Source organism: Maribacter cobaltidurans (genome assembly GCF_002269385.1).
GTDB lineage: Bacteria > Bacteroidota > Bacteroidia > Flavobacteriales > Flavobacteriaceae > Maribacter > Maribacter cobaltidurans.
The window spans coordinates 3,496,470-3,519,581 of record NZ_CP022957.1; the positions used below are offsets into that span (position 1 = coordinate 3,496,470).

Sequence of the window (23,112 nt, forward strand, 5' to 3'; positions counted from 1 at the left end):
TTCAAATAATTGATAATCAGTAATTTGTGAATAAAATAAATTTTAAATTCGATTGTTTTTGTTTGATGTGAATTGGCATCAAATCGTATGGAAATCTGAAAAACCTATGTTGATAACTCTAAAATTTTGGAAGGGGCCGGGCCTCAAAAACGTCAGTTTTTGGATTTCGCTCCTGCAATTCTGCTTTGTTTTCGGTCAGCAAAAAACAATTGTCATTGACCCCGGACATGGTGGAACCGATTCCGGTGCCGTAGGTATAAATGATATATTGGAAAAAGATGTGGTTTTGAATGTAGCCAAAGAAATTACCGTACTTAACAAAACCCTTTTTGATGATAGATTTGCTATCTATTCGACCAGATATACCGATACTTTGATTTCACTAAAGGATAGGGGCCGATTGGCCAGGGCACTCAAAACGGATGTGTTTGTGTCCTTGCACTGCAATTATTCTGATAACCCAAATGCAAGGGGTGTTGAAGTTTATGTGTCAAATCGGAAAGCCAAATATTCCATTGAAGCCACTTGGCTAGCATATAATATACAAGCAAACCTGAATAGGAAGCTTGGTTTTGAAAGTAGGGGCGTAAAGTTTGCCAATTTTCAGGTACTTCGGGAGACTGTTGCGCATGGCCCAACGGTACTTGTTGAAATGGGCTTTATGACCAATACCGATGAAGCGGGTTATTATTTGAAGCCTAAAAATATTCGGGCTATGGCGTTGGCTATTTTAATGGGATTATATAACTATTTTAATGCTGGACTATGAAGGAGTTCTTTGTTGAGACTGTCAAAATAATGAAATGGATAATTATTGCTTTTTTTAAACAAGTTAAAATTATATTTCAGGACAAATATTATAGATAGATTTTTATATGTCGTCTAAATCATTGATAAGAACATTTCGAAAAACCTCAATAATTGAAACTTTTAAGTTACATTTGTGCGATTGCTTTGTTCGTCTAAAAAACAATAATTTAAAGTTGTTTGTATGAAAATATCTGGTAATAATATAGGTGAAATGCTTAAAGAAGCAAGAGAGCAGAAGAAATTAACCCAAGAGCAATTGGCCCAAAAAGTAGGTAAAAAACGTGCTTATATTACAAGAATTGAATCAGAACAAGGAAATAAAATAAACCTCCAGACCTTAAGGGAAATAGTAGAAAAAGGCTTGGATGGAGAATTAAATATTGATTTGGATTTATAGAATGGAACAGCTACTTAAAAAGGCTTTCAAAATTGAAATTGAGGCAAAACAAGGCTCAAACTTCGAGGAGTTTGTTGATGAGTTGTTCCTATTGAAATATGGTACAGAAAACTATATCCCTATTCGAGGTACAAGGGATAAAGGAAATGATGGAACAATTTTGTCCGAAAAAAAGATATTGGCTTGTTATGCTCCAAAGAAATATAATAAGTCCGATTTTGAGTTTAAGGTTCTAGGTAGTGATAAAAAAGAAGGAGATTTTCCTAAGTATTTGAATAGTTGGAAAGAACAATTTTCCAATTGGGAAATGCTTGTAAATCATGAAATCTCACCAGACCAGCTAAGTCTTATTGAAGGACTGGAGGGAAACACTTCTATTAGAGGAATAAAGCAAATTCTTCATATAATTGAGAACGATTTCACAAGTAACCAAAGGCGAAAACTAGCCACCTTTTTAGGTATTGGTGAATACTTCAAACAAGATTATATTTTGGATATTGTCCAGGATTTATTGGATGGCGCAAATAAAGATGACACTATTCCATTTGACAAGGAAGATTTAACCCCTCCAAAAGAAAAAATCGAATTAAATTTTAATGAGCAAGATTGGGATGGAGTGAATTCCGAAATGATGTTAGTTATGAAAGACTTTACAACAATTTCTAATATTATATCAGGATATGAGGATAATGAAAAAGATTTGATAAAGCGTAGAGTAATTGAAGATTACAATAAATCTGGAGGCGATTTTAAAGCTAGATTAAACAATTTGACGGAGCAATACACAAAACAGTATAGTAATCTTGATGATGATGGGTATAGATTGAATGTTAGAGCAATTTTACTTTATATGTTTGAACAATGTCTAATAGGAAAGAAAACAAGTAAAGAATGATATTACCGCATCCAGAAAGTAATTTAAGGACTAACTTAATGGTTTTAGGGGCTGATATTATAGGAATTATGAGCAAAAGTCCTTTTAAGGGAAAGTATGTTTTGGTCGATGATGTGATGAATAAATTTTTACAAGTAGATAAAAATAGAACACCAGACCTTTTTTTGTATGCAGTCACTTTTTTACATACTATAGGAAGTATTGAAAAGAAAGAATATAAAATAAGGTTAGTCAAAAATGAGGCGGATAAAGAGCAATTAGATTTATTTCAATAATGTTGATAAGACTATATTCAGAAACCAATTTAATAGATAGTGTTCCATTTCTTAATGGTATAAATATCATTTTGGGTAAATATTCTGAGGATAAGGAAGCAAGGGGAATAAATGGTATTGGTAAATCATCATTAGTTCGTCTAATCGATTTTGCTCTTTTAAGTGGAAAAGCGGAAAAAAGATTTTCTCAGAAGAAATATGATTTTTTAAGAGATGAAGAACATAGTTTAACATTAGAATTTGAAGTCCGTGGAAAGAAATATTTTTTGAAGCGATACTTTTCTGACCTTAAGACTATATTTTTTAGTAATCGCCCAGATAAATACGAAGAATACGAAAAATCAGAAATGCCAAGAATACTTGAAGCCATCTTTTTCCCGACCGAAAATAGTGAAGTATTTTTCGAAGGGAAAAGATATGGTACTTTAATGGAGTTTTTTGTTAAGGATGACTTGCAAAATCAGCAACGAATAGACCCTTTAAATTTCGTTTCGTACAACGCTAATGTTAGAGACAAAGCATTATATAATTTTTACCTACTAAATCTACCAACTAAAAATCTTGTAAACTTTAATGATGTATCTAAAGATTACGAAGAAAAAAGTAAGACAATAAAAGGTCTTACAAATAAAATAAAGGCTGATACAGGGAAAGAAGTAAAAGAGTTTCGTACAGAAATACTGAAGATAGAAAAGCAAATATCAATAATTGAGAAAAGTCTTAAAGATTATAACTTTCTTGAAAATCATAAGGATATTGAAGGTAAACTTACCGAAGTAATTAGCCAAATAAATGAAAAGTCCACACTATATCATATAACAAACAGAAAGCTAGAAAAACTAAAATCATCTTATTCTGATGTTTCAAGTATTGATATTGATAAGATTCAAAAGCTATATAATGAAACCTTATCAACATTTGGAAACTTTGTAAAAAAGAGTTTAGATGAAGTAATAGAGTTTAAAAAACAACTTTTAGCTAATAGAAATAAGTACTTACTTGATGAAGAAAAGAAACTTACAAAAATTATCCACACTGCACTTAGTGACCTTGAAATCTTAGAAAAAAACCGTAGTCAGTTATTTTCTTTGCTCAAAGAAAAAGGGGCTTTAGACAGAATCGAAACTACTTATGAAAAATTGATTGAAGAAAAAACTCTTTTGGAGAGAAACACTGCCATCATCAAAGAAATTGACGAGATTGAGACTATCATGGCGAATACAGACATTGTTATTTCCGAATTAAAACGTGATATAGTAAATGAAGTCAATGAGGTTGACAAGAAGCTGAATGAACTAAGGCTTTTGTTTCAAGATGTTTTAGAGAATGCAATATATCTTGATGAGGAGTTTGATAACTCATATTTTGATGTTACCATTAACCCATCTTCTAAAAGAAACCAACTACCTTTTTCAATAAACATCCAAATTCCAAAGGCAGATGCTTTGGGACAAGAAAGACTAAAAATAGTATCTTATGATTTAATGGTTTTTCTCAATAATAGATTGAATAAGAGAAATATACCTGATTTTTTAGTTCATGATGGAGTATTTCACGCAATCTCTAAAAGAACGATATTTAACGTATTGAACTATATGTATCATAAGGCAAATGAACTTCAAAATTTTCAATACATTCTTACTTTTAATGAAGATGAAATTGATTTTACTGAAGAAGTGAGTAGCAGATATGGTAAGTTGGAGTTCGATATTTCTGATTATGTAATTGCCGAGTTCTCAGATACAGAAAAAGAAACACTATTTAAGCGTTTTTTCTAAATGGCTTGATATGACTAAATCAGAAGAATGGGCGTTTAATTTGTGTGAAAACTCTTTCTTTTCGTTGTTTAGTTTTGCTAATCCTATAGGTAAAAAAGGTAAAGAACTTTGTGATGTAATAATTATCTGCGGTTCTGATATTGTGCTAATTTCTGTTAAAGAAATTAATATTAAGCCAAGTGATAATTTTGAAGTCGATTATAGTAGGTGGACTAAAAGGGCCATTGAGAGTTCATTAAAACAACTAAATGGGGCTGAACGGTTCTTAATAAGTTCTTCTAATTTTAAATTGGAAGACGGAAAAATAGAAATAGAATTACCCAAAGAAAAAAACTTCTACAAAATAGCTTTAGCAATTGGTGGGCAAAGAAAATTCCCTATGCCTGAATCTATTGAGAACAATGGTTATGTAAATATCATGGATGAAATTTCTTTTCATTGTATTATCTCCGAACTAGATACTATAACCGATTTTCTTGATTATCTAAAAGAAAAACAAGAGAAACTTACAAGCATTCATTTCTCAGGACAAGGAGAAGAGGATTTATTAGCATTTTATTTATCTAATGGTTTTGATTTTCCAAATGACACGTATCTCTTTTTAGATGATGATTTGTATGAAAGTGCAAAAACCAGTGCAGAGTACATCAAAGAGAGAGAAAAAAAGAAAAATAGCTATAAGTGGGACTTTATAATTAATCAAATTTCCCATAATCACTTTCAAAGAAATGGGTATAATACCGATACTCTTAACAGTATGATAATTGCCTGTAAATTGATGGCTCAAGAAACCCGGCATGAAAGGGTAAAATTGGTCAATAATTTAGAACACGTAATAAACTCAAATGTTAGGGCACGAATATTTTATTCACCATCCTTTAATCATATCATTTATGTCTTCCTTTCCAGTAAGTTCAATAATTCGAATGAAAGAAGAAAAGAGCTGGAAATTAGATGTCTTGTAGCTGCTTTTTTATATAACAAGTCAGCCGCAGTAATTGGTATTGCATGGGAAAAACAAAACGATTTAGACACTTATGATGTAGTTTATCATAACTATCAAGAGGTTTGGACGAATCAATTTGATAGAAATGCACTGAATGCAATAAACGATTTAGGATACTTTAAGAATCATTATAACGAATTGCAAAACACTGAAAGCTAAGACATAATTAAAACATCAAATCAAAATTTTATGTATACTGTTAAGTTGTATCTTTCAATCTTGATGTCAGGAAGAAAGAAGGACTATTATCTCATTTTCTCTTATCCCCAGCTCCCTTATCAAAAGCCACCAAATTAAACAACTGTCGCAAACGTGAGCGTACCCGATTACCGTAGCGTTCCTCCAACTCCTGGGCATTGAGGTTGGTGGTGGCATGGGTCTGGATGTTATGGTTCAGGAACAGTTCGTAACGAGATAGCAATATTTCTCCAAGTACATTGCAGTCCTTCCCGAAATGTCTACCTGTGGGTTCTACGCCCAGGTCGTCAAAGCAGTAGAACTTTTTGTCCCCATAAGCCTCAATGATTTTATAGCCGATATTGTTAAAGGCAAAGGCAATGTTCCGGGTGGGGATGACTTCATAAGGTTTACGGTGGGGTACGATATGACGCAATAGTTTCATCAGACTGGTCTTGCCGCAACCCACGGGACCGGAAAGCAAAATGCCCTTATGAATGTCGATACCGAGTTTTTTACAGTTCGCCTCGTCCTTAATGTAATAATTGCACAGCTTAAAAAGTATGTTCTGGTCTTCCTCATAAATCCTGAATTTTTTGCCAAAGAGCAATTTCCCCTTTGCATTGAGATAAATGAGCATTTTATCAAAATCGTAAATGATTTCGTTGTTCTTGAATGTTCCCAAGGTATATTGAACACTGCCCTCGATGATGATATGTGGTTTATGGGAACTCATAGGGGATCACTATAATTTTTATTGGAACTTGTCTTTAGGTTGTCCGTATTTTGGCTAACTGCAACCACTGTCTTAACTGTTTTGAGCTCGTCGGCTTTTAGCATCCAGTTGCGGGCGGTAGCCTGCCAATCGATAATCTTTGTTTTACCGCCTACTTTCCAGCCGATGCCTTGGTAATGGTTGTAAAATTTTTTGGCCTCCAGTTCCGGCCAATTTTCTTCTTGAAAAAAAACGATGACCTCATTTTCATTTTTGGGCCGGTCAAGTTTATTCCCGTTTGTATTGTTTATTACTGTTTGTATATGTTTGTTTATAGGTACCACCGCTTGTCCATTGCTTGTCCCGATATTGGTATGGCTTGGGTACAGAACTTGTCCATCACTTGTCCCAAAATTGAACATCTTGATTTTGCTGCCGTGGAATGGATTGTGGGAAGGTTCGTATAGCAGGTATTTCCAATGGTGCAGTTCTTTGATACAACGGTGGTAGGTGGTCTTTGAACCGATTTTTGAAAACTGAATCACTTCTTCCCGGTTGATATGGAAATTAACGGGGAAGTGGTAATTGTTCCACAACTGGAACAAGGTCACGTACAGACTGATGTGCGTGGGATTCAAACGGCCGTCTTTCGAGAATTGCAGGAACACGGCATTCAGGTGCTTGATGTAATTTATCTGCTCCAAAGAAATATCAGAATTTGTTATGGATTTTGTTCTTTTCCATCACGTTCATAATTTCCTCATAATCGTAATAGAGTACACCACCCACTTTGGTATAGGGTAATGTGCCATTGATTCTTAGGTTCTGTAAGGTGCCGGAAGAGATTCCCAAAAGCTTTTTTACCTCTGGGGATTTTAGCCATTTTTTAGAAACGTGTCCTGATTGGTTTTGTAAAAGTTGTTTGATGTCATCGAGCAATTCTGTTTTGAATTCCCGAAGATCTTCGGTGGTAATGATGGTTGCTGCCATAATAAAACGATTTAAATAAAAGAGACCATCGCATTACTGTCACCTAATTTGATGGCCTCTTTGCTGATTTGACTTTCGTTTTACAAAATTGATGGGCTTTGGTGAGTTTTATTCACAAGACAGGACATCTTGGGTATTATTTTTTGTTGATTTTAAATGACTTATATTGTATTCGTTTGGGTGTTTGCAAGTTTTGATAGTTAGCTAAAAGGTATCAAAGAAAATGAGCGTTGTCCCTTAAAACGGAAACACCCAAGTTATCGAACTTTGGTGTTTTTATTCATCGATTTCATCCATGCGTTTTTCGAGATTTTCCTTTAGTGCATCAAGGAATTTGGTCCTTCCTTTTTTTCGCATTCGTATTTCCAAAAAAGCTCTGTAATAATCACCAAGATCGACTTTGAAAATACGTTCAGCGGCGTATGCAATATCTTTGATATCCGCCCTTCCTTTGTTTACACAATTGGTACTGTACAAAGCATAAATAAGTTCTATCAAATCTATTTTATTGTTGGTCCACATCATTCGAGACTCTCGAAGGGACCCATTATTTTCTAATCTATCTATCTCTCTTTTTATATATATAATGAGCAAGTCGTAAGCCATAATCTGGGCTACCATGCTATCATGGCTTGTTGAAAATTGTTCGTCTGTTAAAAAGTGGAAAGTTCCAGGGAAGAGCTTAATTGTTGCGTTACCTCTCAAAAAGTAATACTCATCGAAAATAGATGATTCCCTTCGATAATAAGTATAGAAATCCAGATTGTCATTCAGATACGTTTGCAGTTTATTTATCTGGGAATTAAAATATTTGATTTGTGATTTCGTACTTCCTCTTGGTCTTTTGTTTTCAATATCAAATAGTTTAAGATGGTAAATGAGTTTACTGTAGAGCTTGGGCTTGATTATTTTAAAAAAGTAAATCTCACTTTCCTTATTGTCAAACCCTTGAGAAAGCACGATTTTCCGAGCCTTTTTAAGACTTTCCTTAGCCTTCTCAATAATTTTTTCAGCTTTGAATATTATTGAGGTACTATTGTCAAACTCCAAGAATTCAATATGCCTTTCAAGGTCGCTTAATATGTTTGCGTACTTTTTCAATGAGAATGTTATGGATTCTGTTAAAATTATTAAAAATGAGCCCGATTGAAACTACACTTATGGGTAGGATTCAATTCAACTATTAACCCTAATTTTGATATCAAAACAATAAACAGGAATGCAAGAACGATACCTGCGAAATAGAATATACATTAGTGATGAAGAGCAAAAAATCATTAAGGATTGTCCCATAATATTGGGGGGTAGCGGAATAGGAAGTGTAATTGCCGAGTGTGCCCTACGTTTGGGGTTTGAGAATATCACTATTATAGATGGCGACAAGGTAGAGCTATCCAATTTGAACCGACAGAATTATACTGAAGAGGATATCGCCTCCGAGAAAGTAGAGTCCATAAATGCTAGATTGAAGGCTATCAATAAAGAAGCTAATATTGAGGTTTATAACAGTTTTATAACTGAAACCAATGTTGAAAAGTTTATAAAAGGCCATGCAATTGCTATTAATGCCTTGGATTTTACAACAGATATCCCATTACAGTTTGACAAAGTTTGTCAAGAAAATAATATTCCTGTAATTCACCCGTATAATTTAGGTTGGGGAGGACTTGTTACGGTAATTGCTCCAGATGGTATGTCATTATCTGCTATTGCAAAACCAAATGAGAAATTTAATGAGGTCAATATGGTTGAATACATGTCAACGTATATGAGATTTTGGGGAAATCCTCAAGATTGGATCGATGAAATCATCGAGAAATACAAAAGCGAAAAGGAAAATTTGCCACCTCCACAACTTTCAATTGCCTCTTGGAAAGTTGCCGCCATGTGTACCCATATCCTCTTTGATATCGCTACAGGAAGAGCAGTAAAAAAATTTCCTGAATTTTATTTATCGACGATATTGAATTCTTGAATAATGGACTAACATAATTATGTTTGTTTGCCAGAGCCTTACAATCTAAATGAGTTTATTATTGGTGGCATACATAATAGCTTCGGATATATTGGTCACTTCCAGTTTGTCGAATAACTTTCTTCTATGGAATTTTACTGTATCCGGAGACACATAAATTGATTCGGATATTTCATTTATGGTAAAACCTCTGGTCGATAGCTGTAATATTTCTTTTTCCCTCGATGAAAGTTTTATTTTTTCATCGGCTTTCCAAAAGTCACCATCAAGATCATACTTGAAAATTTTATTGTCCCCCTTTTTGTAAATTTTTATGTTTCCTGCTTGTCGTTCTGCAGATAAGGAAACAATACATATGGCTTTCCATATTTTGCCATTATTGGTCAAGAACATGGGGGTCAATTTTTGATTTATCAAAATGGTTTTTCCTTCTTGGTTTTTTATATGAAAATCATATGAGATAGTATGATTCTTTCTTTCCTCCATTGGGATTTTATCATAAAATTCGAACCCTGCCGTGTTGATTTTAATCAGCAGATCCAAATCGGACTTTATTACATATTTAAAGTAAAATGCGTACCCCATCTCCTTAATTTCTTCGGCAGTATGGCCACAAAGAAACAATGGGTTGTCCGATACATACTCAAAGCCCCTTTTCTGATAATCAATCACATAGATGCTTTTGTATGTAGTCCTTGAGAAAGCTTTTATAGCTTCTAAATAATCTAATGTTTGTCCTTGACTTCCCTCTGGAATTTCATTAACCGAATTCTTAAAGGAAAAGAAGTCTTTCATGTCTGCCATATAGTGTAGGTATAAGTGTTTACTGTTACAAATGTAACTTTTTTCTTAACATTTTAAAAACTACACTTTAGTATAGTTTTTATGTAACTAACTAACAACTACCATTTTGTGTAAAAATAGAGCTATGTAGTCCCAATAGATTTGGAAGTAAAACCAGAATTATGATACTTCCAAAAAATTATTTAAAAAGATTAGAGTTAGAACAACTATTTGACCTGGCCAAGTTTGTGGTCAATGAAAACTTCAAGCATCACACAAGTAGTATTTACCCTGAAAATTATGAAAATGACATAAGTTCAATTTTCCAGGAAGAGATGCTTTATTTTAAAAATGCTGGAATTTTTGTTTCCAAAGACGAGGATAATTCCATAATAGGATCGATTAGGGTACTACGGTGGAATTACAAGGACATATTGCCTATCCAGAAAATATTCGGTATTAATCCATTACTGTTAAATGGTTATGACATTAATAAATCCATTTGGCATATTGGCAGATTCGCCATAAAAAAAGGAGTTAAGGATATCAATTTATTTAAGAGGCTTATGGTTTGTGCCATAGCTCCTATATGTCAAGATAAAAACGCTGTAGCTTATGCAGAGTGCGACAGTAAACTTTTAAGGGTCATGCTAGCGTTGGGAATTAAGGCCACTCCTGTAGATAAACCTATCAATTATTTAGGTTCCGAAACCATTCCCGTGAGTATGCGGTATAAAGACTTAATTGGCTTCTATAATAAAAACAAGTCTTTGGTTCCTGTAGATTTTTTGACTTCAACCATGAATTCAGAACTACCCAAAAGGGTAGTTTCTCCTGTTCATCAATACAACTACTCTTTAGTGTAGCATTAAGTAAAGTACTAAAATATAGTTTTATACACGAAGAGTTGATTGTAAAAACAAACAATATACTCTTGGCCGAGAGATAGACCGAAGAGCAATTAATGTCTTGAAACTAAAATTGAATCTTATATAATTATAAATTTTTTTAAAAATGAAAAATTCGAATCCAGAAAAATTCTTGGACACTCAGGAGCTATCAGCTTTGGAAAACGAAACCTTAAAGGGTGGAAATGCCGAAACTGATGTTAAGGTAGAAAAGAAAAAGGAGAAAAAACAAGAGTAATAACCAATCTTAAATTTTTTAAAAATGAAAAATTCGAATCCAGAAAAATTCTTGGACACTCAAGAACTATCAGCTTTGGAAAACGAAACCTTAAAAGGTGGAAATACCGCTGTTGATGATGTTGAAGTAAAAAAGGAAAAGAAGAAGGAGAAAGCTTCCGAGTAGGGAGTCTTTGATTATTAAGGAGGTGTTTATAAATATACGCCTCCTTATTACCAATAACCAAAAAATCACTTAAAAATAGAAAATAAGATAAAGGCACCAGATAACTTTTTAGAAACTGAAAAACTATCAGCACTTGAGAAGTTGACTATAAGAGATGGTATTGATGAACAGGATGATAAGAGGGTTGGAAAGAGAGTAGCCATAGTTAAATAATAATGACAGAAGAAATGATCAATTAAAAATATATTATGAAGACAAAAAATTTTACAAAGGATTGGTGGTTCTCATTTATCGAGAAAAATCTCTCTTTCTCAGAAACACAAGTTTATAAAAAGGCAATCTCTGAAGATACTTTAGATGCATTAAACAATGGAGCTAGAGAAATGTTAAGATCAAGGATAAATAGACTTGATATTACGAATGGGTTCAGACTTTATATAGATGATAAGGAGTTGAGTGACTCAGAAATAAGAAGGCTGATTAAAGATAATAAACTTAACGATTCGGAAAGTATCGAATCATACTGCACCCGTGTGTTTGGCAAAAAATTTGGAATAATCACCAATTATGGAGAAAAGCATTCAGAAATTCTTGCAAGTACTATTTTAAAAACGATTCGTCCTCTATTCGATATTGTTGGAATTCCACCGTGGGGTTTAGAGTTAACAACTTTTATAGGAAACTATGGGTGGACACCACTGGGAATACATACTGATAATAGAGGGGAAAATGTATTACACTATCATTTGGGTCCTGGTAATAAGAGTATGTATGTGTGGGATGAAGATTTGTATGAAAAGGTAGGAAAGGGAATTTCTAATAATAAAAATGTTGACCCACTCCTAAAATATGCAAAAAAATATGAGTTTGGCTCTGGGGATTTATATTATATGCCTTGGAACAAACATCATATTGGGTATTCCGGGGATTTCTCAATTGGAGTAACATTATGGTTTAATAATCCTACCAGGTATGATTTTTCCAAATTAATGATTGAGACCATTAAAAATTTATTTCTCAAAAATGATCAAAGTATTATAGAAAGTCAGTTAGATTATTTAAGTAACGAAAATACGTTTACTGATTTTGTTAATACCCTAAATATTGATAAAGACATTTTAGAAAAGCCTTTATTGGATTTTTTAAAGCTAACTTATAATGAGTACAAAAAATGCTTAATCAGTAATGGAGGGTGGCAAAATATACCTCTTAGTTACCATAAAAAAATAGATAGTCAAAAAGAGTATTTCCCGAATCTTGAAACCAAATTCATAATTCCAAACGATTTATTTGAAATTAATTCGGAAAAAATAGAAGATAGATTATATGTCTATGTCAGAGGTTCAAGATTATCATTCAAGTATTTTCCAGAACTCGTATCCATACTAGATACTATCAACACATGCAAAGTTGGCGTTGAAGTTAAATCAATTATTGATGAACATAAGAGTTTACCAAAAGAAGTAACACTGTATTTCTTAAAAGTCTTGATCAATAATAAAGGGGTTAGGGTGAAAGAACTGGAATTAATAGAACCATTACCATAATGAATAGTTATAACATTAATAAGGAAGGAAGGAACAAATACGTCTTTGTGACTGATGATAATGTTGAATATCAGTTAGTGATAAAGCCTTCTGGAATTATATACAAAGACTCAAAGGGAGCTAATAAAAATGTTATTGAACTGGCTCTTAATTGTGATATCAATACAGCGAGTAAAGATTACAAAACCGTGAAAACTCTAGCAAAATTCTATGCCGAAGTTTCTAGTATGTATGATGCTATTTATATGCAAATACACAATCAACCAGAAAGTATTAATAATGGCAAAATTGAAAGAAGGGGATTGTCAAGAGTTAAACTTTGGAATCGTTCAATATCAAGATATTATGGTAATTATATACTGCTAACAAATTTAATTCTTAGTCCTAACAAGAATAGTGATATTTTAAGTATCCTGATAAAAAAGGACTCCCTTTACTTTAAGCAATTCGTAACGAACTTTTATAGATTCTGTTACTCTAAGATGTACAAAACGGCTTCTTGATTAATAATAATGTTCAGAAAAAAAGACCAGCATATCGAATTAATCCGTCAACATGATTTAATGGATTGTGGGCCAGCTTCATTAAGTATGGTGACTAGCTATTTTGGAAATAAATTCTCACTTCACAATCTTAGAGAATTTTGTCAAATAGGTAAGGATGGTGTTTCTATGCTAGGAATTATTCATGCAGCAAAAAAAATTGGATTTAAGACTCAATCTGTTAAATTGGATTTAAGACAGCTCGTAAATAATTTTAATTCGCCATGCATACTATATTGGAACAAAAACCATTTTTTGGTTTTAGAGGCAATCTCTTTCACAGGTGAAAATAGGACTTTTAAGATTGCAGATCCAGCTCATGGAAAAGTTACTTTGGATGAAGAACAATTTAAACAATCATGGCTGAAAGGGGAAGAAAAAGGAATTGCTCTATTTCTCGATCCTACTGACAAGTTTTATTCTTTAAAGGACCAAAACGATTTCAAAGAACGGATAAATCACATATTAAGATTATTTCTTCCATACAAGAAAAAGATTTTCTTGTTGATGTTTTTTGTATTAATAGGCAGCCTTTTAAGTATAGCTCTCCCTTTTTTGACGGAAGCTTTGATAGATAAAGGAGTAAGCAAGAAGGATTTAAACTTTATTACCTTAATTCTCTTGGCTCAACTGTTTGTTTTTCTTGGAATAATGGGAATCAATATTCTGAGGAATTGGTACACTCTAGTCATTGGGGCAAACTTTAGCATTGATGTTATTTATTCGTATTTGGATAAGATTCTAAAACTTCCCATCAGTTTCTTTGATACTAAAAATTCAGGTGATTTTAATCAAAGAATACAGGACAATGTAAAAGTTGAAGAGTTTTTTACTTCGGACAGCATATTAACTGTTTTTTCGATTTTAACGTTAATTATTTATTCCATTATTCTATTCTACTATGACATTTACCTGTTTGTAATATACTTAGGACTTACTTCCTTATCTGTAGTATGGTCATTCTTTTGGTTAAGAAGAAGAAAAACTTTGGATTATCAATTATTTAGGGCAAAATCAGAAAACCAGGAAGCGGTTTATGAGTTTTATAATGGTATCAAGGAGATGAAACTTAACCAATATGAGGATTATAAGAAAAATGAATGGATTGACCTTCAAAACAATTTATTGAAAATTAATATTAAATCACTTAAGATTGATCAATTCCAATCTATTGGATTTACATTTTTTAATCAACTCAAAAATATTTTGGTCACGTTCTTGGCGGCTAATTATGTTGTAAAAGATACAATGACATTGGGGGCTTTATTGAGTGTTTCTTTTATAATTGGTCAAATGAATTCCCCAATACACCAACTATTGAACTTTATAAAATCTCAACAAGATGCTTTTTTAAGTTTTAATAGACTGAGCGAAGTATATACTCAAAAAAATGAGGAAAAAGAGTCAGATAAGAAACTTAATCCGGAAATAGTTCCAGTTGATATTAAAATACAAAATGTCAATTTCAAATACAATATACTTTCTCATAAATATATCCTTCAGGATATCAATTTGATGATCCCAAAAGGGAAGGTTACAGCAATTGTAGGCCATAGTGGAAGTGGAAAAACAACTTTAATGAAGTTGTTATTGAACTTTTTTCCTCCATTATCTGGAAAGATTTTATATGGCTTGGATGAAATAAGTGAAATATCGGCGAAGAGTATCAGAGAGAATTCGGGAATTGTGATGCAAGACGGATATATATTCAATGATACTATTGAAAGAAATATTGCTATGAACGATACAAATGTTGACAAAATAAAAATGAATAATGTTTTAAAAGCTGTCAATCTATTTGATTTTGTCAATTCATTAGCACTTAAAGAATTCACTAAAATAGGTTCAGGGGGAAATGATCTTTCAGGAGGCCAAAAACAAAGAATATTAATTGCAAGGGCAATCTATAAAAATCCAAAGTATATTTTCTTGGACGAAGCAACTTCAGCTTTAGATGCTACTAATGAAAAAGAAGTACATAATAATTTGCAGAAGTTGTTTAGGAATAAAACGGTTGTCATAATAGCTCATCGTTTAAGTACCGTTCAAAAGGCAGACCAGATAATAGTTTTATCTGAAGGAAAAATGGTAGAACAAGGTACACATACAGAGTTAATAGATAAGAAAAATTTTTATTACACATTAGTTAAAAATCAATTAAATATATAGAAATTATGAATTTAAAAATATTAAAAATCAGTTTGTTAATGATGGTTGCTGTTAGTTGTAGCACAACGAACTCTATCGTACCATCTAAGTATGAAACGGTATCTTCTACAACCATAGATAATGATGAGTATTCTTCAATCTATCAAATACTTAAGAGCAATTTTGATGATTTTCCAGAGAAGAGTAATAGGAAAATTAATTATGAAAAACACAATGAAGATTATTCGTTTCAAATAAGATTGAAAAAAAATCACTTCAAAATGAAATATAGTAGTGATAAGGGATATAATGACAAAATAAATTCAATCAAGTCAAAGATTGAAAATATAGTGAAATAAAGAAAATTTATGAGAATTAGTATAATAATATATGTTTTGCTGAATACGGGATTATTGTATTCTCAAAATAGCATTTCTGGTAAGATTGTTGATAAATCAGAAGAGCCATTACCTTTTGCAAATATTGTCTTATATCATGCGGATACTGATAAGGTGGTAACAGGAGCCGTGAGTGATGATAAAGGGGTATATTCCTTTATGGATATTCCTAATGGAAATTATTTACTGGAGGTTTCTGTCCTAGGTTTTAAGACCCAAAAATCAGATTCCTTTACCCTTTCTGATGAAAACCAAAATGTAACATATAGTTTTACCTTAGAGGAAGAAGCTCAAGCATTAAACGAAGTTGTTGTTAAAAGTAATCGTCCCATAATTCGGCAAACAGCGGAAAAATTGATAGTTAATTTGGAGCAATCTGAAATGGTGAGTTCCAATTTACAGGATGTCATGAAGAAAGTACCGGGTATTATCGTTACCAATGGAAATATTACTTATGGCGGACAACAAGGCATAACCATTTTAATAAATGGAAAAACAACCGAGTATATGGATATTTCATCCTTATTGCGAGACCTCCCAGCGGACAATATCTCAAAGGTTGAATTGGTTCAACAACCTGGTGCTGAGTTTGATGCCGAAGGGTCAGGTCCATTAATCAATATTATCCTCAAAAAAAATGTTAGACTAGGCACTAATGGAAACCTTAAACTTTATACGGGATATGATAATCGACCTGAATATGGGGTGAGTGGCTCAATTGCAAGCTATAAGAATAAACTTAATTGGCAATTAGGTGCAGGGTATAGAAAATCAGCATGGAGAGAAGACCTTTTTATAACTAGAAGGGTAAATGGAGAAATTTATGACCAATCGACTATTTCACCATATAATCCAAAAACTTATAGATTCAATGGAGGGCTAGACTATTACATAAATGAGCATCATACCATAGGATTTGGAACAAGATTTATTAATACAGATTCCGACAGGATAGCATCTAACAGTACCCAAATTATTGAAACGGGTTCATCAGAATCCTTACTCACTGAAAATAGTTTTGATCGTAATAGAAAAACTTATAATATAAACCCATACTATAAGTTTGAAGATGAAAAAAATAAGTTCATTCTAGATTTTGATTACGTTGATTACAACAATGATAATATTAACAATTTATATAAAGTCGGACAGAGTCCAATTTCATACGATGACCAACGATATTTTCAAGATGGAAAATATCAAATATTGACTTATAAAGGAGATTATAAACGTACTTTAAATCAAGATTTTAATTGGATGTTCGGAACAAAATACTCAAGGGTTTCCACGGATAGTGACTTACGTTCTTTTGTACAAAATACGAATGGGGATTTCACTTTGGATGCTGACCAAAGTAACCGTTTTTTGGTAGATGAAGACATCTTGGCCATATACTTAAAAATGGTGAAAAAGTGGGAAAATTGGTCATTTTCTGGTGGGTTACGTTGGGAAAACAGTAATACAAAGGGAACTTCCACCAATACAAATGAAGTAAGGAGCAGGAGAATTTCGAAATTATTTCCAAGTGCTAGCATCGATAGAAAAATTAATGACAAATTTGGAGCTAATCTATCTTATAGCTATCGAATTTTAAGGCCTTCTTATAATTCCCTAAATGCATTTGTCTATTATTACGACCCTTATACTTTTGAGCAAGGAAATCCAAACTTAAAACCTGAATTCACCAATAGTTTTCAATTTAATCTTACTTATGATAATCAACCCTTTTTTAGCATAGGATACAAGAATACAGACGACGCCTTATTCGAAATTATATCTCAAGATGATGCCACGGCCCAAACCTCCAGGTCGGTAATCAATCTTGCCAAGAGGGAAAATTGGAGCTTTAGGGGTTTTGCACCTGTAAGTTTTCTTGATGGTTTGGATGGCTATACCGGAATTATAGTAAATTATAATAAATACGAATCAGAAAATTTGACCCCAAAACTCGATTTGGATAAATGGAGTTTGACATGGTACACAAACCTGGAGTATCAACTTCCCTGGGATATGAATTCAGAATTGACGGGATACTATACCACCGGCGGACTTCAGGGGCAAATAGAACACGATTGGTTGGCCGGACTTAGTTTTGCCATAAGCAAAAAGTTTATGGATGATAAATTCAAAATCAATTTGGGTATTGAGGAGATTTTGAATCGCAAATTCTATGGCAATATTATTTATGATAATATTGATGCCGATATTATAAGCGATTGGTCCCGTCAAAATGTCTATTTTCAATTGACATACAATTTTGGGTCGAATTTTAATAAGGAAAAGGATAAAAGAAACCCTTCTGAAGAAGAGCAGGGCAGAATAAAGGATAATAATTGAATTTAAAATTTACTAACCTATTTTTAGATAAAGCTCTGGGTGTATGAACAATAATATGATAAGAAAGAAATTTTAAGGTATTCTATTTTTAATAATCTGTATTTCTGCAAAAGCACAATTGGATACAATTTCTTTGGTATTTGGAAAGAAGCTAGCATTAAAATCAGAAATACTAAATGAAGAAATAGAAACTTGGTTAAGATTTCCAACTGATTTTGAAAAACATAAAGGCAGTTTATCAATCCTTGTTCTTTTGGATGGAGATGAATATTTTAAAATAGCTTCAGACGTCATAGAATTATATGAATGCACAATCTTCTAAGTCGAAGTTCCAATTTTTAGAACCAATTATCACATCTAGTAAAGGCTTTAATTGCCTTGTAGCCTTCCCTAAAAATAGGACAGCTTAAAATTAGAATTTTCTAACTTTAAATTTTAACTGTCATATGAAAAAAAGCAAGTTTACCGAGAGCCAGATCATCAAGGCATTAAAAGAGAACGAACAAGGAAGAAGTGTCGGGGACATCTCCCGCGAGATGGGTGTTGACAAGAGCACCTTTTACTATTGGAGGAAGAAGTACGGGGGCATGGAAGTGGCCCATATGAAGCGGCTCAAAGAGCTCGAGGATGAGAACCGCAAGCTCAAACAGATGTACGCCGATGTAAGTCTGGACGTTCGTATGTTAAAGGATGTACTGTCAAAAAAGTTCTAGGGCCTTCCGACAAGAAGCACCGCGCAAAATATCTCCAGGAGGCCTATTCGGTCTGCGTATCGCGTTCCTGCCGGGTAATCGGGCTTGCCCGTTCGATGTGGTACTACCGTACCAAAAAGGACGATACGGAAGTCATCGATGCGTTATCGAGGTTGGCGGAAGAACTGCCGACCAGGGGTTTCGAGGTATATTTTAAACGGCTTCGTCGCGAAGGCCATAAATGGAACAGGAAACGTGTACTTAGGGTCTACAGGAACATGGGTCTAAAGTTGCGCAGAAAACATAAGAAAAGACTCCCGGCAAGGGTAAAGAACCCGTTGGAGGCCCCGATCGAGCTCAACGAGGTATGGAGCATGGACTTCATGGCCGATGTACTGTCCGATGGAAGAAAGGTAAGGGTGTTCAACGTCATGGACGATTGCAACCGTGAGGCACTGGCAATGGACGTTGGCCTGAACTACCCGGCAAGAAAGGTCGTGGAGACCCTTGGGCACCTGGAAGAGGAGATAGGCCTTCCCAAAACGATACGGTGCGACAACGGTCCCGAGTTCATCTCCAAGACCTTGGCGGCATGGTGCAAAAAGAAAAGGGTCGAACTCAGGTTCATCCAACCGGGCAAGCCCATGCAGAATGGATATATGGAACGCCTGAACAGGTTTTACAGGGAGGACGTACTCGATGCATACTGGTTCAACGACCTGCACCAAGTAAGGGCGCTGACCCAAAAATGGAGGGAGGATTACAATACAAGGCATCCCCATTCATCCATCGGGGATATGCCGCCTAGGGAATACAAGAACCGTTTCGGGGAAGAATTCTTCCCCGAAACGGACAACATTAATGATAATTTTATGAATTTAGCGATGTCCTAAGAAGGGGAAGGCTACAGCCTAACTTCGTTTTCTGAATTTACTGATGTACGAAAAATTGATATTTCTTTTTTTGAAGTTTCTTTTATTAAATCTGCCATTTAATTTTAAGCGAATTTTACACCCCGTTTTAATTATACTCTTATATTTTTAAACTTCCATTTTTTTAAACCTCCAAATAAAAACAGTAACCCTATGCCTAAAGCAACAATAGAATAAATTGTTTCTAAACTGGATACAGCCTTTTGTTGAGGAATACCAAACAATAATTCTCCAGCACCGCGAATTATATACACTCCTGAAATTATAAATATTCCATATTTTAAATTTGGGAGTTTTTTAATTTTTCCATCTGCGGAAAGGCCATAAAGTCCAAAAATGAAAAAGACAATAGCAACAAAAATCGTCAATAGGTAAGGTAATGAGAAATGTATTTGAGAAAGCTTAACCATTTCTTCTCCTATCCCTGTTATCTCAAACATTTTTTCTGCCCAAAATAGACCGATAATGTGAGCAAATGCTATTATTATATTTATATATCCACCAAGTCTTAACATAACAATCCTACTTTACTACTGTTCTACTAATTCTTTAAGTTCTCTATTCATTTTCTTAAAAATTTCTAATTCTTTAAAAATCTTTTTTCTAAACAGAGAGGCAATAATTCCTTTTAATTCCCATTTTTGAATAAAAACAACATTCTGTTTGTCTACCTCTTCAATTATAAAACTATGTGTTGCCTTAAAAAAACAATTCAGCATAACAACTTGAGTAGCAGAAAATGATTTAAAATCATTTTTACTAACTGCCTTAGCTTTAAAATTTGAACTTTTGCCATTTGGTTGTGTAATTGTTACTTTGAATTTATTCCCCATAATTAAGTTATTGTTACTTTCCATTTTTAAAACAGAATTCCAACTAGGATAATTTTCAAAATCTGTTATCACCTCCCAGGCTTTTTCTTTTGAAGCTTTTACAGCTATTTCAATTTTATATTCTTTCATTTTTTGAGCATTAACATTAATAAAGAAGGCACTAGCAAATAGGACTAATAAAACTTTCATAATAAACAGTTTGTAATTTGGTTAACTTTATCTAATTTTTGATTTACTTCTTTTTAAGAAACATCCTTACACTATCATTTTATTACTTAAAAAAACCCATAAATATTATTAGTCCTCTGCTTTATATTTTTTCAATTAACTCATTTATTCTTTCTTCAGGGTAAATCGCGAACCAAAAAATTAAACCTTCATATTTTGATATTAACCAATTGCATCCATTGAAGCATTTTGAGACTCTTCCTTTCTAAATGCTTCTTCTAAAATGGATTTTAGCTTTTTGTATATTTCCCTAACTTCTTTTTTGAATTTAGGATAGAAAAACCTAAATAGATTTAACAAATCACCTAATGTATTTCAATACACTCAAACCCCATTTTATTTATTTCCTCAATTAAAAAGTTATTCATGATTGAATAATAAATTGATATTTGTTTTTTCATAGCCACTTTTCTTAAATCTTTCATTGAACCTCGTGTAAATTCGCAAAAGACAGGTAATTAAATTCTAAAAACTATATCTAAACCTCAAGTAAACACTGTTTCCTAAATTAGAAAACTGTTCTTCTTGTTTACCATAATATAACTGACCTGTGACATCAAAGTCCCAGTTTTGTGATATGCTATAGGTAAATTGTGGCATAAAAAAAACCATATCAATATCAGCAGCATATATAGAAGCTATTGAACCTGCTATTGCTGGTGTAAATGTTTTAGAAGCTTGACCAAAAAAGGACCATTTATTTGGCATCAGGTGTTTTACGTCAATAGATTCACTGTATAATTGAGAAGTATCATAAGCATTTGTGTTACTTATACCATCACTATTATATAATGTAGAAACATTTAAGGAAATATCATTTTTGAAATAATAATCAAACGAAATGGAACCTACAAAAGCATTGTCTTCGATGGAATTGCCATAGGGCATAAAATAACTTAATTCTCCTTTGAAACCCATATCTTTTATAACACCTTCCCAGCCTAACCCCAAGGTGTAATTTTCCAAATATTTGGCGACTATCATTTGAAAATCATATTGAAATTTGTTGAAATTATACTTTATAGCCACTGTATTATTTTTCCATTCATCTGTATAATTAATAGCAATTTCTAAACTGGAATTTCCAGAAGTGAAATATTTTGCTCTTAAGGCATCTGTCCCTGGTCGCTCTTCGTAATCAAAATCAAAAAAGCTGTAAGCATTAAAAAGGTCATTTGGATTCCAAACCAAATTCTTACCCCAATTTATACGCTGACGACCTAAAACCAACTGCCATTTGTTTGAATGATAATCTACATACAACCGGTCAATATTTGAAAGCATAATAAGTGCTGGCCGATTTATCAATAAAGCAGTCATATCTATATCTTGGTTTGAATTTTCAACCATTGACGCATAGTCTGGAATTGATTTAACTGAAGTACCCCAAAATATCCTGTTACGTAATTCGATTGCTAGTGTAAGATTATCGTTGGCATACATCTTAAAGTTTAATCTATTATGAATTAGGTTGTCATTTCCTATACTATCCAAGGAAGTAAAACTAGAAGTGTTTAAATACTTTACATAACCCGAAAAGTCTACATGTTCAGAAACCCAATTTTGCTTTTCCTGTGCCGTCATATTGATTATTGATGCAATAACCAAAATATAGAATACTATGTGCTTTGTTAACTTCAACTTAATTACTTGGTATCCTTAATTATTTTACCATCTTCCAATGTTACTATACGATGTGCCCTATCAATAACGCGTTGATCATGCGTTGAAAAAACAAATGTTATTCCTTCTTTTTCATTGAGTTGCTCCATAATGTCAAGAAGATCTGATGTGGATTTTGAATCTAGATTAGCAGTAGGTTCGTCAGCTAATACAAATTTAGGTTTAGAAGCCAATGCTCTGGCCACTGCAATGCGCTGTTGTTGACCACCACTCATTTCATTGGGGCGTTTTGATGCTTGACTATCCAAACCAACCGATTTTAACAGGGCTTCAACTCTATTATCAATTTCTTTCTTTGACTTATGCTGCAAAAGCATAATGAAACCTACATTTTCCTTGGCATTAAGGACTGGGATTAAATTATAGGCCTGAAATACAAAACCAATATTTTGTAATCTGAAATTGATAAGTTCGTTTTCCTTCATTCCAATGATATCAATTTTGTCGACAAACACCTCTCCTGAATGGGGTCTGTCCAGCCCACCAATAATGTTGAGCAAGGTGCTTTTTCCAGACCCAGAAGGTCCAACAATAGCAGTGAATTCTCCTTTTTCTACATCCAAGGAAACGCCATTAAGCGCTTTCACTTCGTTACCTTTACCCTCATTATAAACCTTTATTAGGTTTTCTGTTTTTATAACATTCATTTTTGTTGAGTTT

26 protein-coding genes are annotated in these 23,112 nt (G+C 33.2%); 17 read left to right on the top strand and 9 right to left on the bottom strand.

Going from position 1 to position 23,112, the window contains the following annotated elements:
• Positions 1-106 precede the first annotated feature (106 nt).
• From CJ263_RS15565 to CJ263_RS15590, 6 genes are all read left to right on the top strand, one after another.
• Complete coding sequence (locus CJ263_RS15565) at positions 107-769, top strand: N-acetylmuramoyl-L-alanine amidase family protein (RefSeq protein WP_094999272.1); 663 nt, start codon at positions 107-109, stop codon at positions 767-769.
• A gap of 222 nt (positions 770-991) precedes the next feature.
• Entirely contained in the window at positions 992-1,207 is a 216-nt protein-coding gene (locus CJ263_RS15570) for a helix-turn-helix domain-containing protein (protein WP_094998119.1), read from the top strand.
• 1 nt (position 1,208) lies between these two features.
• The gene (locus CJ263_RS15575; protein WP_094998120.1) at positions 1,209-2,102 is read left to right on the top strand and encodes a hypothetical protein; all 894 of its coding nucleotides are present in this window, start codon (positions 1,209-1,211) and stop codon (positions 2,100-2,102) included.
• Positions 2,099-2,377: a hypothetical protein gene (locus tag CJ263_RS15580; protein ID WP_094998121.1), complete on the top strand. Its 279-nt coding sequence runs from the start codon at positions 2,099-2,101 to the stop codon at positions 2,375-2,377. Before CJ263_RS15575 ends, CJ263_RS15580 begins: the two co-directional genes overlap by 4 nt.
• Positions 2,377-4,155, top strand: a complete 1,779-nt coding sequence (locus CJ263_RS15585) for a DUF2326 domain-containing protein (protein ID WP_094998122.1) — start codon at positions 2,377-2,379, stop codon at positions 4,153-4,155. The genes CJ263_RS15580 and CJ263_RS15585 overlap by 1 nt, the downstream gene beginning before the upstream one ends.
• 10 nt (positions 4,156-4,165) lie before the next feature.
• The gene (locus CJ263_RS15590; protein WP_094998123.1) at positions 4,166-5,320 is read left to right on the top strand and encodes a hypothetical protein; all 1,155 of its coding nucleotides are present in this window, start codon (positions 4,166-4,168) and stop codon (positions 5,318-5,320) included.
• Positions 5,321-5,411: 91 nt separating this feature from the next.
• On the opposite strand, the gene CJ263_RS15595 is transcribed toward CJ263_RS15590, so the two are convergent.
• The 4 genes from CJ263_RS15595 to CJ263_RS15610 form a co-directional block, all read right to left on the bottom strand.
• Positions 5,412-6,074 carry a P-loop NTPase family protein gene (locus tag CJ263_RS15595; protein WP_094998124.1) on the bottom strand — a complete coding sequence of 221 codons (663 nt, stop codon included), beginning with the start codon at positions 6,072-6,074 and terminating at the stop codon, positions 5,412-5,414.
• Positions 6,071-6,757 (bottom strand): hypothetical protein, encoded by a 687-nt coding sequence (locus CJ263_RS15600; protein WP_188669483.1) that lies wholly within the window; start codon positions 6,755-6,757, stop codon positions 6,071-6,073. The genes CJ263_RS15595 and CJ263_RS15600 overlap by 4 nt, the downstream gene beginning before the upstream one ends.
• A gap of 7 nt (positions 6,758-6,764) precedes the next feature.
• A complete protein-coding gene (locus tag CJ263_RS15605; RefSeq protein WP_094998125.1) occupies positions 6,765-7,043 on the bottom strand; it encodes a helix-turn-helix domain-containing protein in 279 nt (92 codons plus the stop codon).
• Positions 7,044-7,319: 276 nt separating this feature from the next.
• Entirely contained in the window at positions 7,320-8,144 is an 825-nt protein-coding gene (locus CJ263_RS15610) for an RteC domain-containing protein (protein ID WP_158657179.1), read from the bottom strand.
• 118 nt (positions 8,145-8,262) lie between these two features.
• Between CJ263_RS15610 and CJ263_RS15615 the strand changes: the two genes are divergently transcribed.
• On the top strand, positions 8,263-9,018 hold the full coding sequence (locus CJ263_RS15615) for a ThiF family adenylyltransferase (RefSeq protein WP_094998127.1): 756 nt from the start codon (positions 8,263-8,265) through the stop codon (positions 9,016-9,018).
• Between the two features lie 45 nt (positions 9,019-9,063).
• Here the strand turns inward: CJ263_RS15615 and CJ263_RS15620 are convergent, their stop codons facing one another.
• Positions 9,064-9,822 (bottom strand): response regulator transcription factor, encoded by a 759-nt coding sequence (locus tag CJ263_RS15620; RefSeq protein WP_094998128.1) that lies wholly within the window; start codon positions 9,820-9,822, stop codon positions 9,064-9,066.
• A gap of 161 nt (positions 9,823-9,983) precedes the next feature.
• Between CJ263_RS15620 and CJ263_RS15625 the strand changes: the two genes are divergently transcribed.
• From CJ263_RS15625 to CJ263_RS15660, 10 genes are all read left to right on the top strand, one after another.
• Positions 9,984-10,667 (top strand): hypothetical protein, encoded by a 684-nt coding sequence (locus tag CJ263_RS15625; protein WP_094998129.1) that lies wholly within the window; start codon positions 9,984-9,986, stop codon positions 10,665-10,667.
• Positions 10,668-10,815: 148 nt separating this feature from the next.
• On the top strand, positions 10,816-10,947 hold the full coding sequence (locus CJ263_RS21360; RefSeq protein WP_262494254.1) for a hypothetical protein: 132 nt from the start codon (positions 10,816-10,818) through the stop codon (positions 10,945-10,947).
• Positions 10,948-10,971: 24 nt separating this feature from the next.
• On the top strand, positions 10,972-11,112 hold the full coding sequence (locus tag CJ263_RS21150; protein ID WP_188669484.1) for a hypothetical protein: 141 nt from the start codon (positions 10,972-10,974) through the stop codon (positions 11,110-11,112).
• 248 nt (positions 11,113-11,360) lie between these two features.
• The gene (locus tag CJ263_RS15630) at positions 11,361-12,659 is read left to right on the top strand and encodes a hypothetical protein (protein ID WP_094998130.1); all 1,299 of its coding nucleotides are present in this window, start codon (positions 11,361-11,363) and stop codon (positions 12,657-12,659) included.
• A gap of 47 nt (positions 12,660-12,706) precedes the next feature.
• Positions 12,707-13,162, top strand: a complete 456-nt coding sequence (locus tag CJ263_RS15635; protein ID WP_229702476.1) for a hypothetical protein — start codon at positions 12,707-12,709, stop codon at positions 13,160-13,162.
• 9 nt (positions 13,163-13,171) lie between these two features.
• Positions 13,172-15,370 (top strand): peptidase domain-containing ABC transporter, encoded by a 2,199-nt coding sequence (locus CJ263_RS15640; protein ID WP_094998132.1) that lies wholly within the window; start codon positions 13,172-13,174, stop codon positions 15,368-15,370.
• Between the two features lie 5 nt (positions 15,371-15,375).
• Complete coding sequence (locus CJ263_RS15645; protein WP_158657180.1) at positions 15,376-15,708, top strand: hypothetical protein; 333 nt, start codon at positions 15,376-15,378, stop codon at positions 15,706-15,708.
• A 9-nt stretch (positions 15,709-15,717) separates the two neighbouring features.
• Complete coding sequence (locus CJ263_RS15650) at positions 15,718-18,084, top strand: TonB-dependent receptor domain-containing protein (RefSeq protein WP_094998134.1); 2,367 nt, start codon at positions 15,718-15,720, stop codon at positions 18,082-18,084.
• Between the two features lie 118 nt (positions 18,085-18,202).
• Positions 18,203-18,406, top strand: a complete 204-nt coding sequence (locus tag CJ263_RS15655; protein WP_094998135.1) for a hypothetical protein — start codon at positions 18,203-18,205, stop codon at positions 18,404-18,406.
• Between the two features lie 124 nt (positions 18,407-18,530).
• A protein-coding gene (locus CJ263_RS15660; protein ID WP_229702482.1) for an IS3 family transposase occupies positions 18,531-19,669 on the top strand; the annotation gives its coding sequence in 2 pieces (ribosomal slippage) (positions 18,531-18,792 and positions 18,792-19,669; 1,140 coding nt in all).
• Between the two features lie 131 nt (positions 19,670-19,800).
• Here CJ263_RS15660 and CJ263_RS15665 read toward each other — a convergent pair.
• From CJ263_RS15665 to CJ263_RS15680, 4 genes are all read right to left on the bottom strand, one after another.
• Positions 19,801-20,223 (bottom strand): hypothetical protein, encoded by a 423-nt coding sequence (locus CJ263_RS15665; RefSeq protein WP_094998136.1) that lies wholly within the window; start codon positions 20,221-20,223, stop codon positions 19,801-19,803.
• Positions 20,224-20,238: 15 nt separating this feature from the next.
• A complete protein-coding gene (locus tag CJ263_RS15670) occupies positions 20,239-20,730 on the bottom strand; it encodes an SRPBCC domain-containing protein (protein ID WP_094998137.1) in 492 nt (163 codons plus the stop codon).
• Between the two features lie 504 nt (positions 20,731-21,234).
• Positions 21,235-22,353, bottom strand: a complete 1,119-nt coding sequence (locus CJ263_RS15675) for a hypothetical protein (protein WP_094998138.1) — start codon at positions 22,351-22,353, stop codon at positions 21,235-21,237.
• 62 nt (positions 22,354-22,415) lie between these two features.
• The gene (locus CJ263_RS15680; protein WP_094998139.1) at positions 22,416-23,099 is read right to left on the bottom strand and encodes an ABC transporter ATP-binding protein; all 684 of its coding nucleotides are present in this window, start codon (positions 23,097-23,099) and stop codon (positions 22,416-22,418) included.
• Positions 23,100-23,112 lie beyond the last annotated feature (13 nt).

Excerpts from the sequence above, each read along its gene's own strand:
- CJ263_RS15570 (WP_094998119.1), top strand. The coding sequence starts at position 992 with ATGAAAATATCTGGTAATAATATAGGTGAAATGCTTAAAGAAGCAAGA.
- CJ263_RS15670 (WP_094998137.1), bottom strand. The coding sequence starts at position 20,730 with ATGAAAGTTTTATTAGTCCTATTTGCTAGTGCCTTCTTTATTAATGTT.
- CJ263_RS15640 (WP_094998132.1), top strand. The coding sequence starts at position 13,172 with ATGTTCAGAAAAAAAGACCAGCATATCGAATTAATCCGTCAACATGAT.
- CJ263_RS15650 (WP_094998134.1), top strand. The coding sequence starts at position 15,718 with ATGAGAATTAGTATAATAATATATGTTTTGCTGAATACGGGATTATTG.
- CJ263_RS15620 (WP_094998128.1), bottom strand. The coding sequence starts at position 9,822 with ATGGCAGACATGAAAGACTTCTTTTCCTTTAAGAATTCGGTTAATGAA.
- CJ263_RS15675 (WP_094998138.1), bottom strand. The coding sequence starts at position 22,353 with ATGACGGCACAGGAAAAGCAAAATTGGGTTTCTGAACATGTAGACTTT.
- CJ263_RS15575 (WP_094998120.1), top strand. The coding sequence starts at position 1,209 with ATGGAACAGCTACTTAAAAAGGCTTTCAAAATTGAAATTGAGGCAAAA.
- CJ263_RS21360 (WP_262494254.1), top strand. The coding sequence starts at position 10,816 with ATGAAAAATTCGAATCCAGAAAAATTCTTGGACACTCAGGAGCTATCA.
- CJ263_RS15605 (WP_094998125.1), bottom strand. The coding sequence starts at position 7,043 with ATGGCAGCAACCATCATTACCACCGAAGATCTTCGGGAATTCAAAACA.
- CJ263_RS15590 (WP_094998123.1), top strand. The coding sequence starts at position 4,166 with ATGACTAAATCAGAAGAATGGGCGTTTAATTTGTGTGAAAACTCTTTC.
- CJ263_RS15565 (WP_094999272.1), top strand. The coding sequence starts at position 107 with ATGTTGATAACTCTAAAATTTTGGAAGGGGCCGGGCCTCAAAAACGTC.
- CJ263_RS15615 (WP_094998127.1), top strand. The coding sequence starts at position 8,263 with ATGCAAGAACGATACCTGCGAAATAGAATATACATTAGTGATGAAGAG.
- CJ263_RS15585 (WP_094998122.1), top strand. The coding sequence starts at position 2,377 with ATGTTGATAAGACTATATTCAGAAACCAATTTAATAGATAGTGTTCCA.
- CJ263_RS21150 (WP_188669484.1), top strand. The coding sequence starts at position 10,972 with ATGAAAAATTCGAATCCAGAAAAATTCTTGGACACTCAAGAACTATCA.
- CJ263_RS15665 (WP_094998136.1), bottom strand. The coding sequence starts at position 20,223 with ATGTTAAGACTTGGTGGATATATAAATATAATAATAGCATTTGCTCAC.
- CJ263_RS15645 (WP_158657180.1), top strand. The coding sequence starts at position 15,376 with ATGAATTTAAAAATATTAAAAATCAGTTTGTTAATGATGGTTGCTGTT.
- CJ263_RS15595 (WP_094998124.1), bottom strand. The coding sequence starts at position 6,074 with ATGAGTTCCCATAAACCACATATCATCATCGAGGGCAGTGTTCAATAT.
- CJ263_RS15680 (WP_094998139.1), bottom strand. The coding sequence starts at position 23,099 with ATGAATGTTATAAAAACAGAAAACCTAATAAAGGTTTATAATGAGGGT.
- CJ263_RS15625 (WP_094998129.1), top strand. The coding sequence starts at position 9,984 with ATGATACTTCCAAAAAATTATTTAAAAAGATTAGAGTTAGAACAACTA.
- CJ263_RS15630 (WP_094998130.1), top strand. The coding sequence starts at position 11,361 with ATGAAGACAAAAAATTTTACAAAGGATTGGTGGTTCTCATTTATCGAG.
- CJ263_RS15580 (WP_094998121.1), top strand. The coding sequence starts at position 2,099 with ATGATATTACCGCATCCAGAAAGTAATTTAAGGACTAACTTAATGGTT.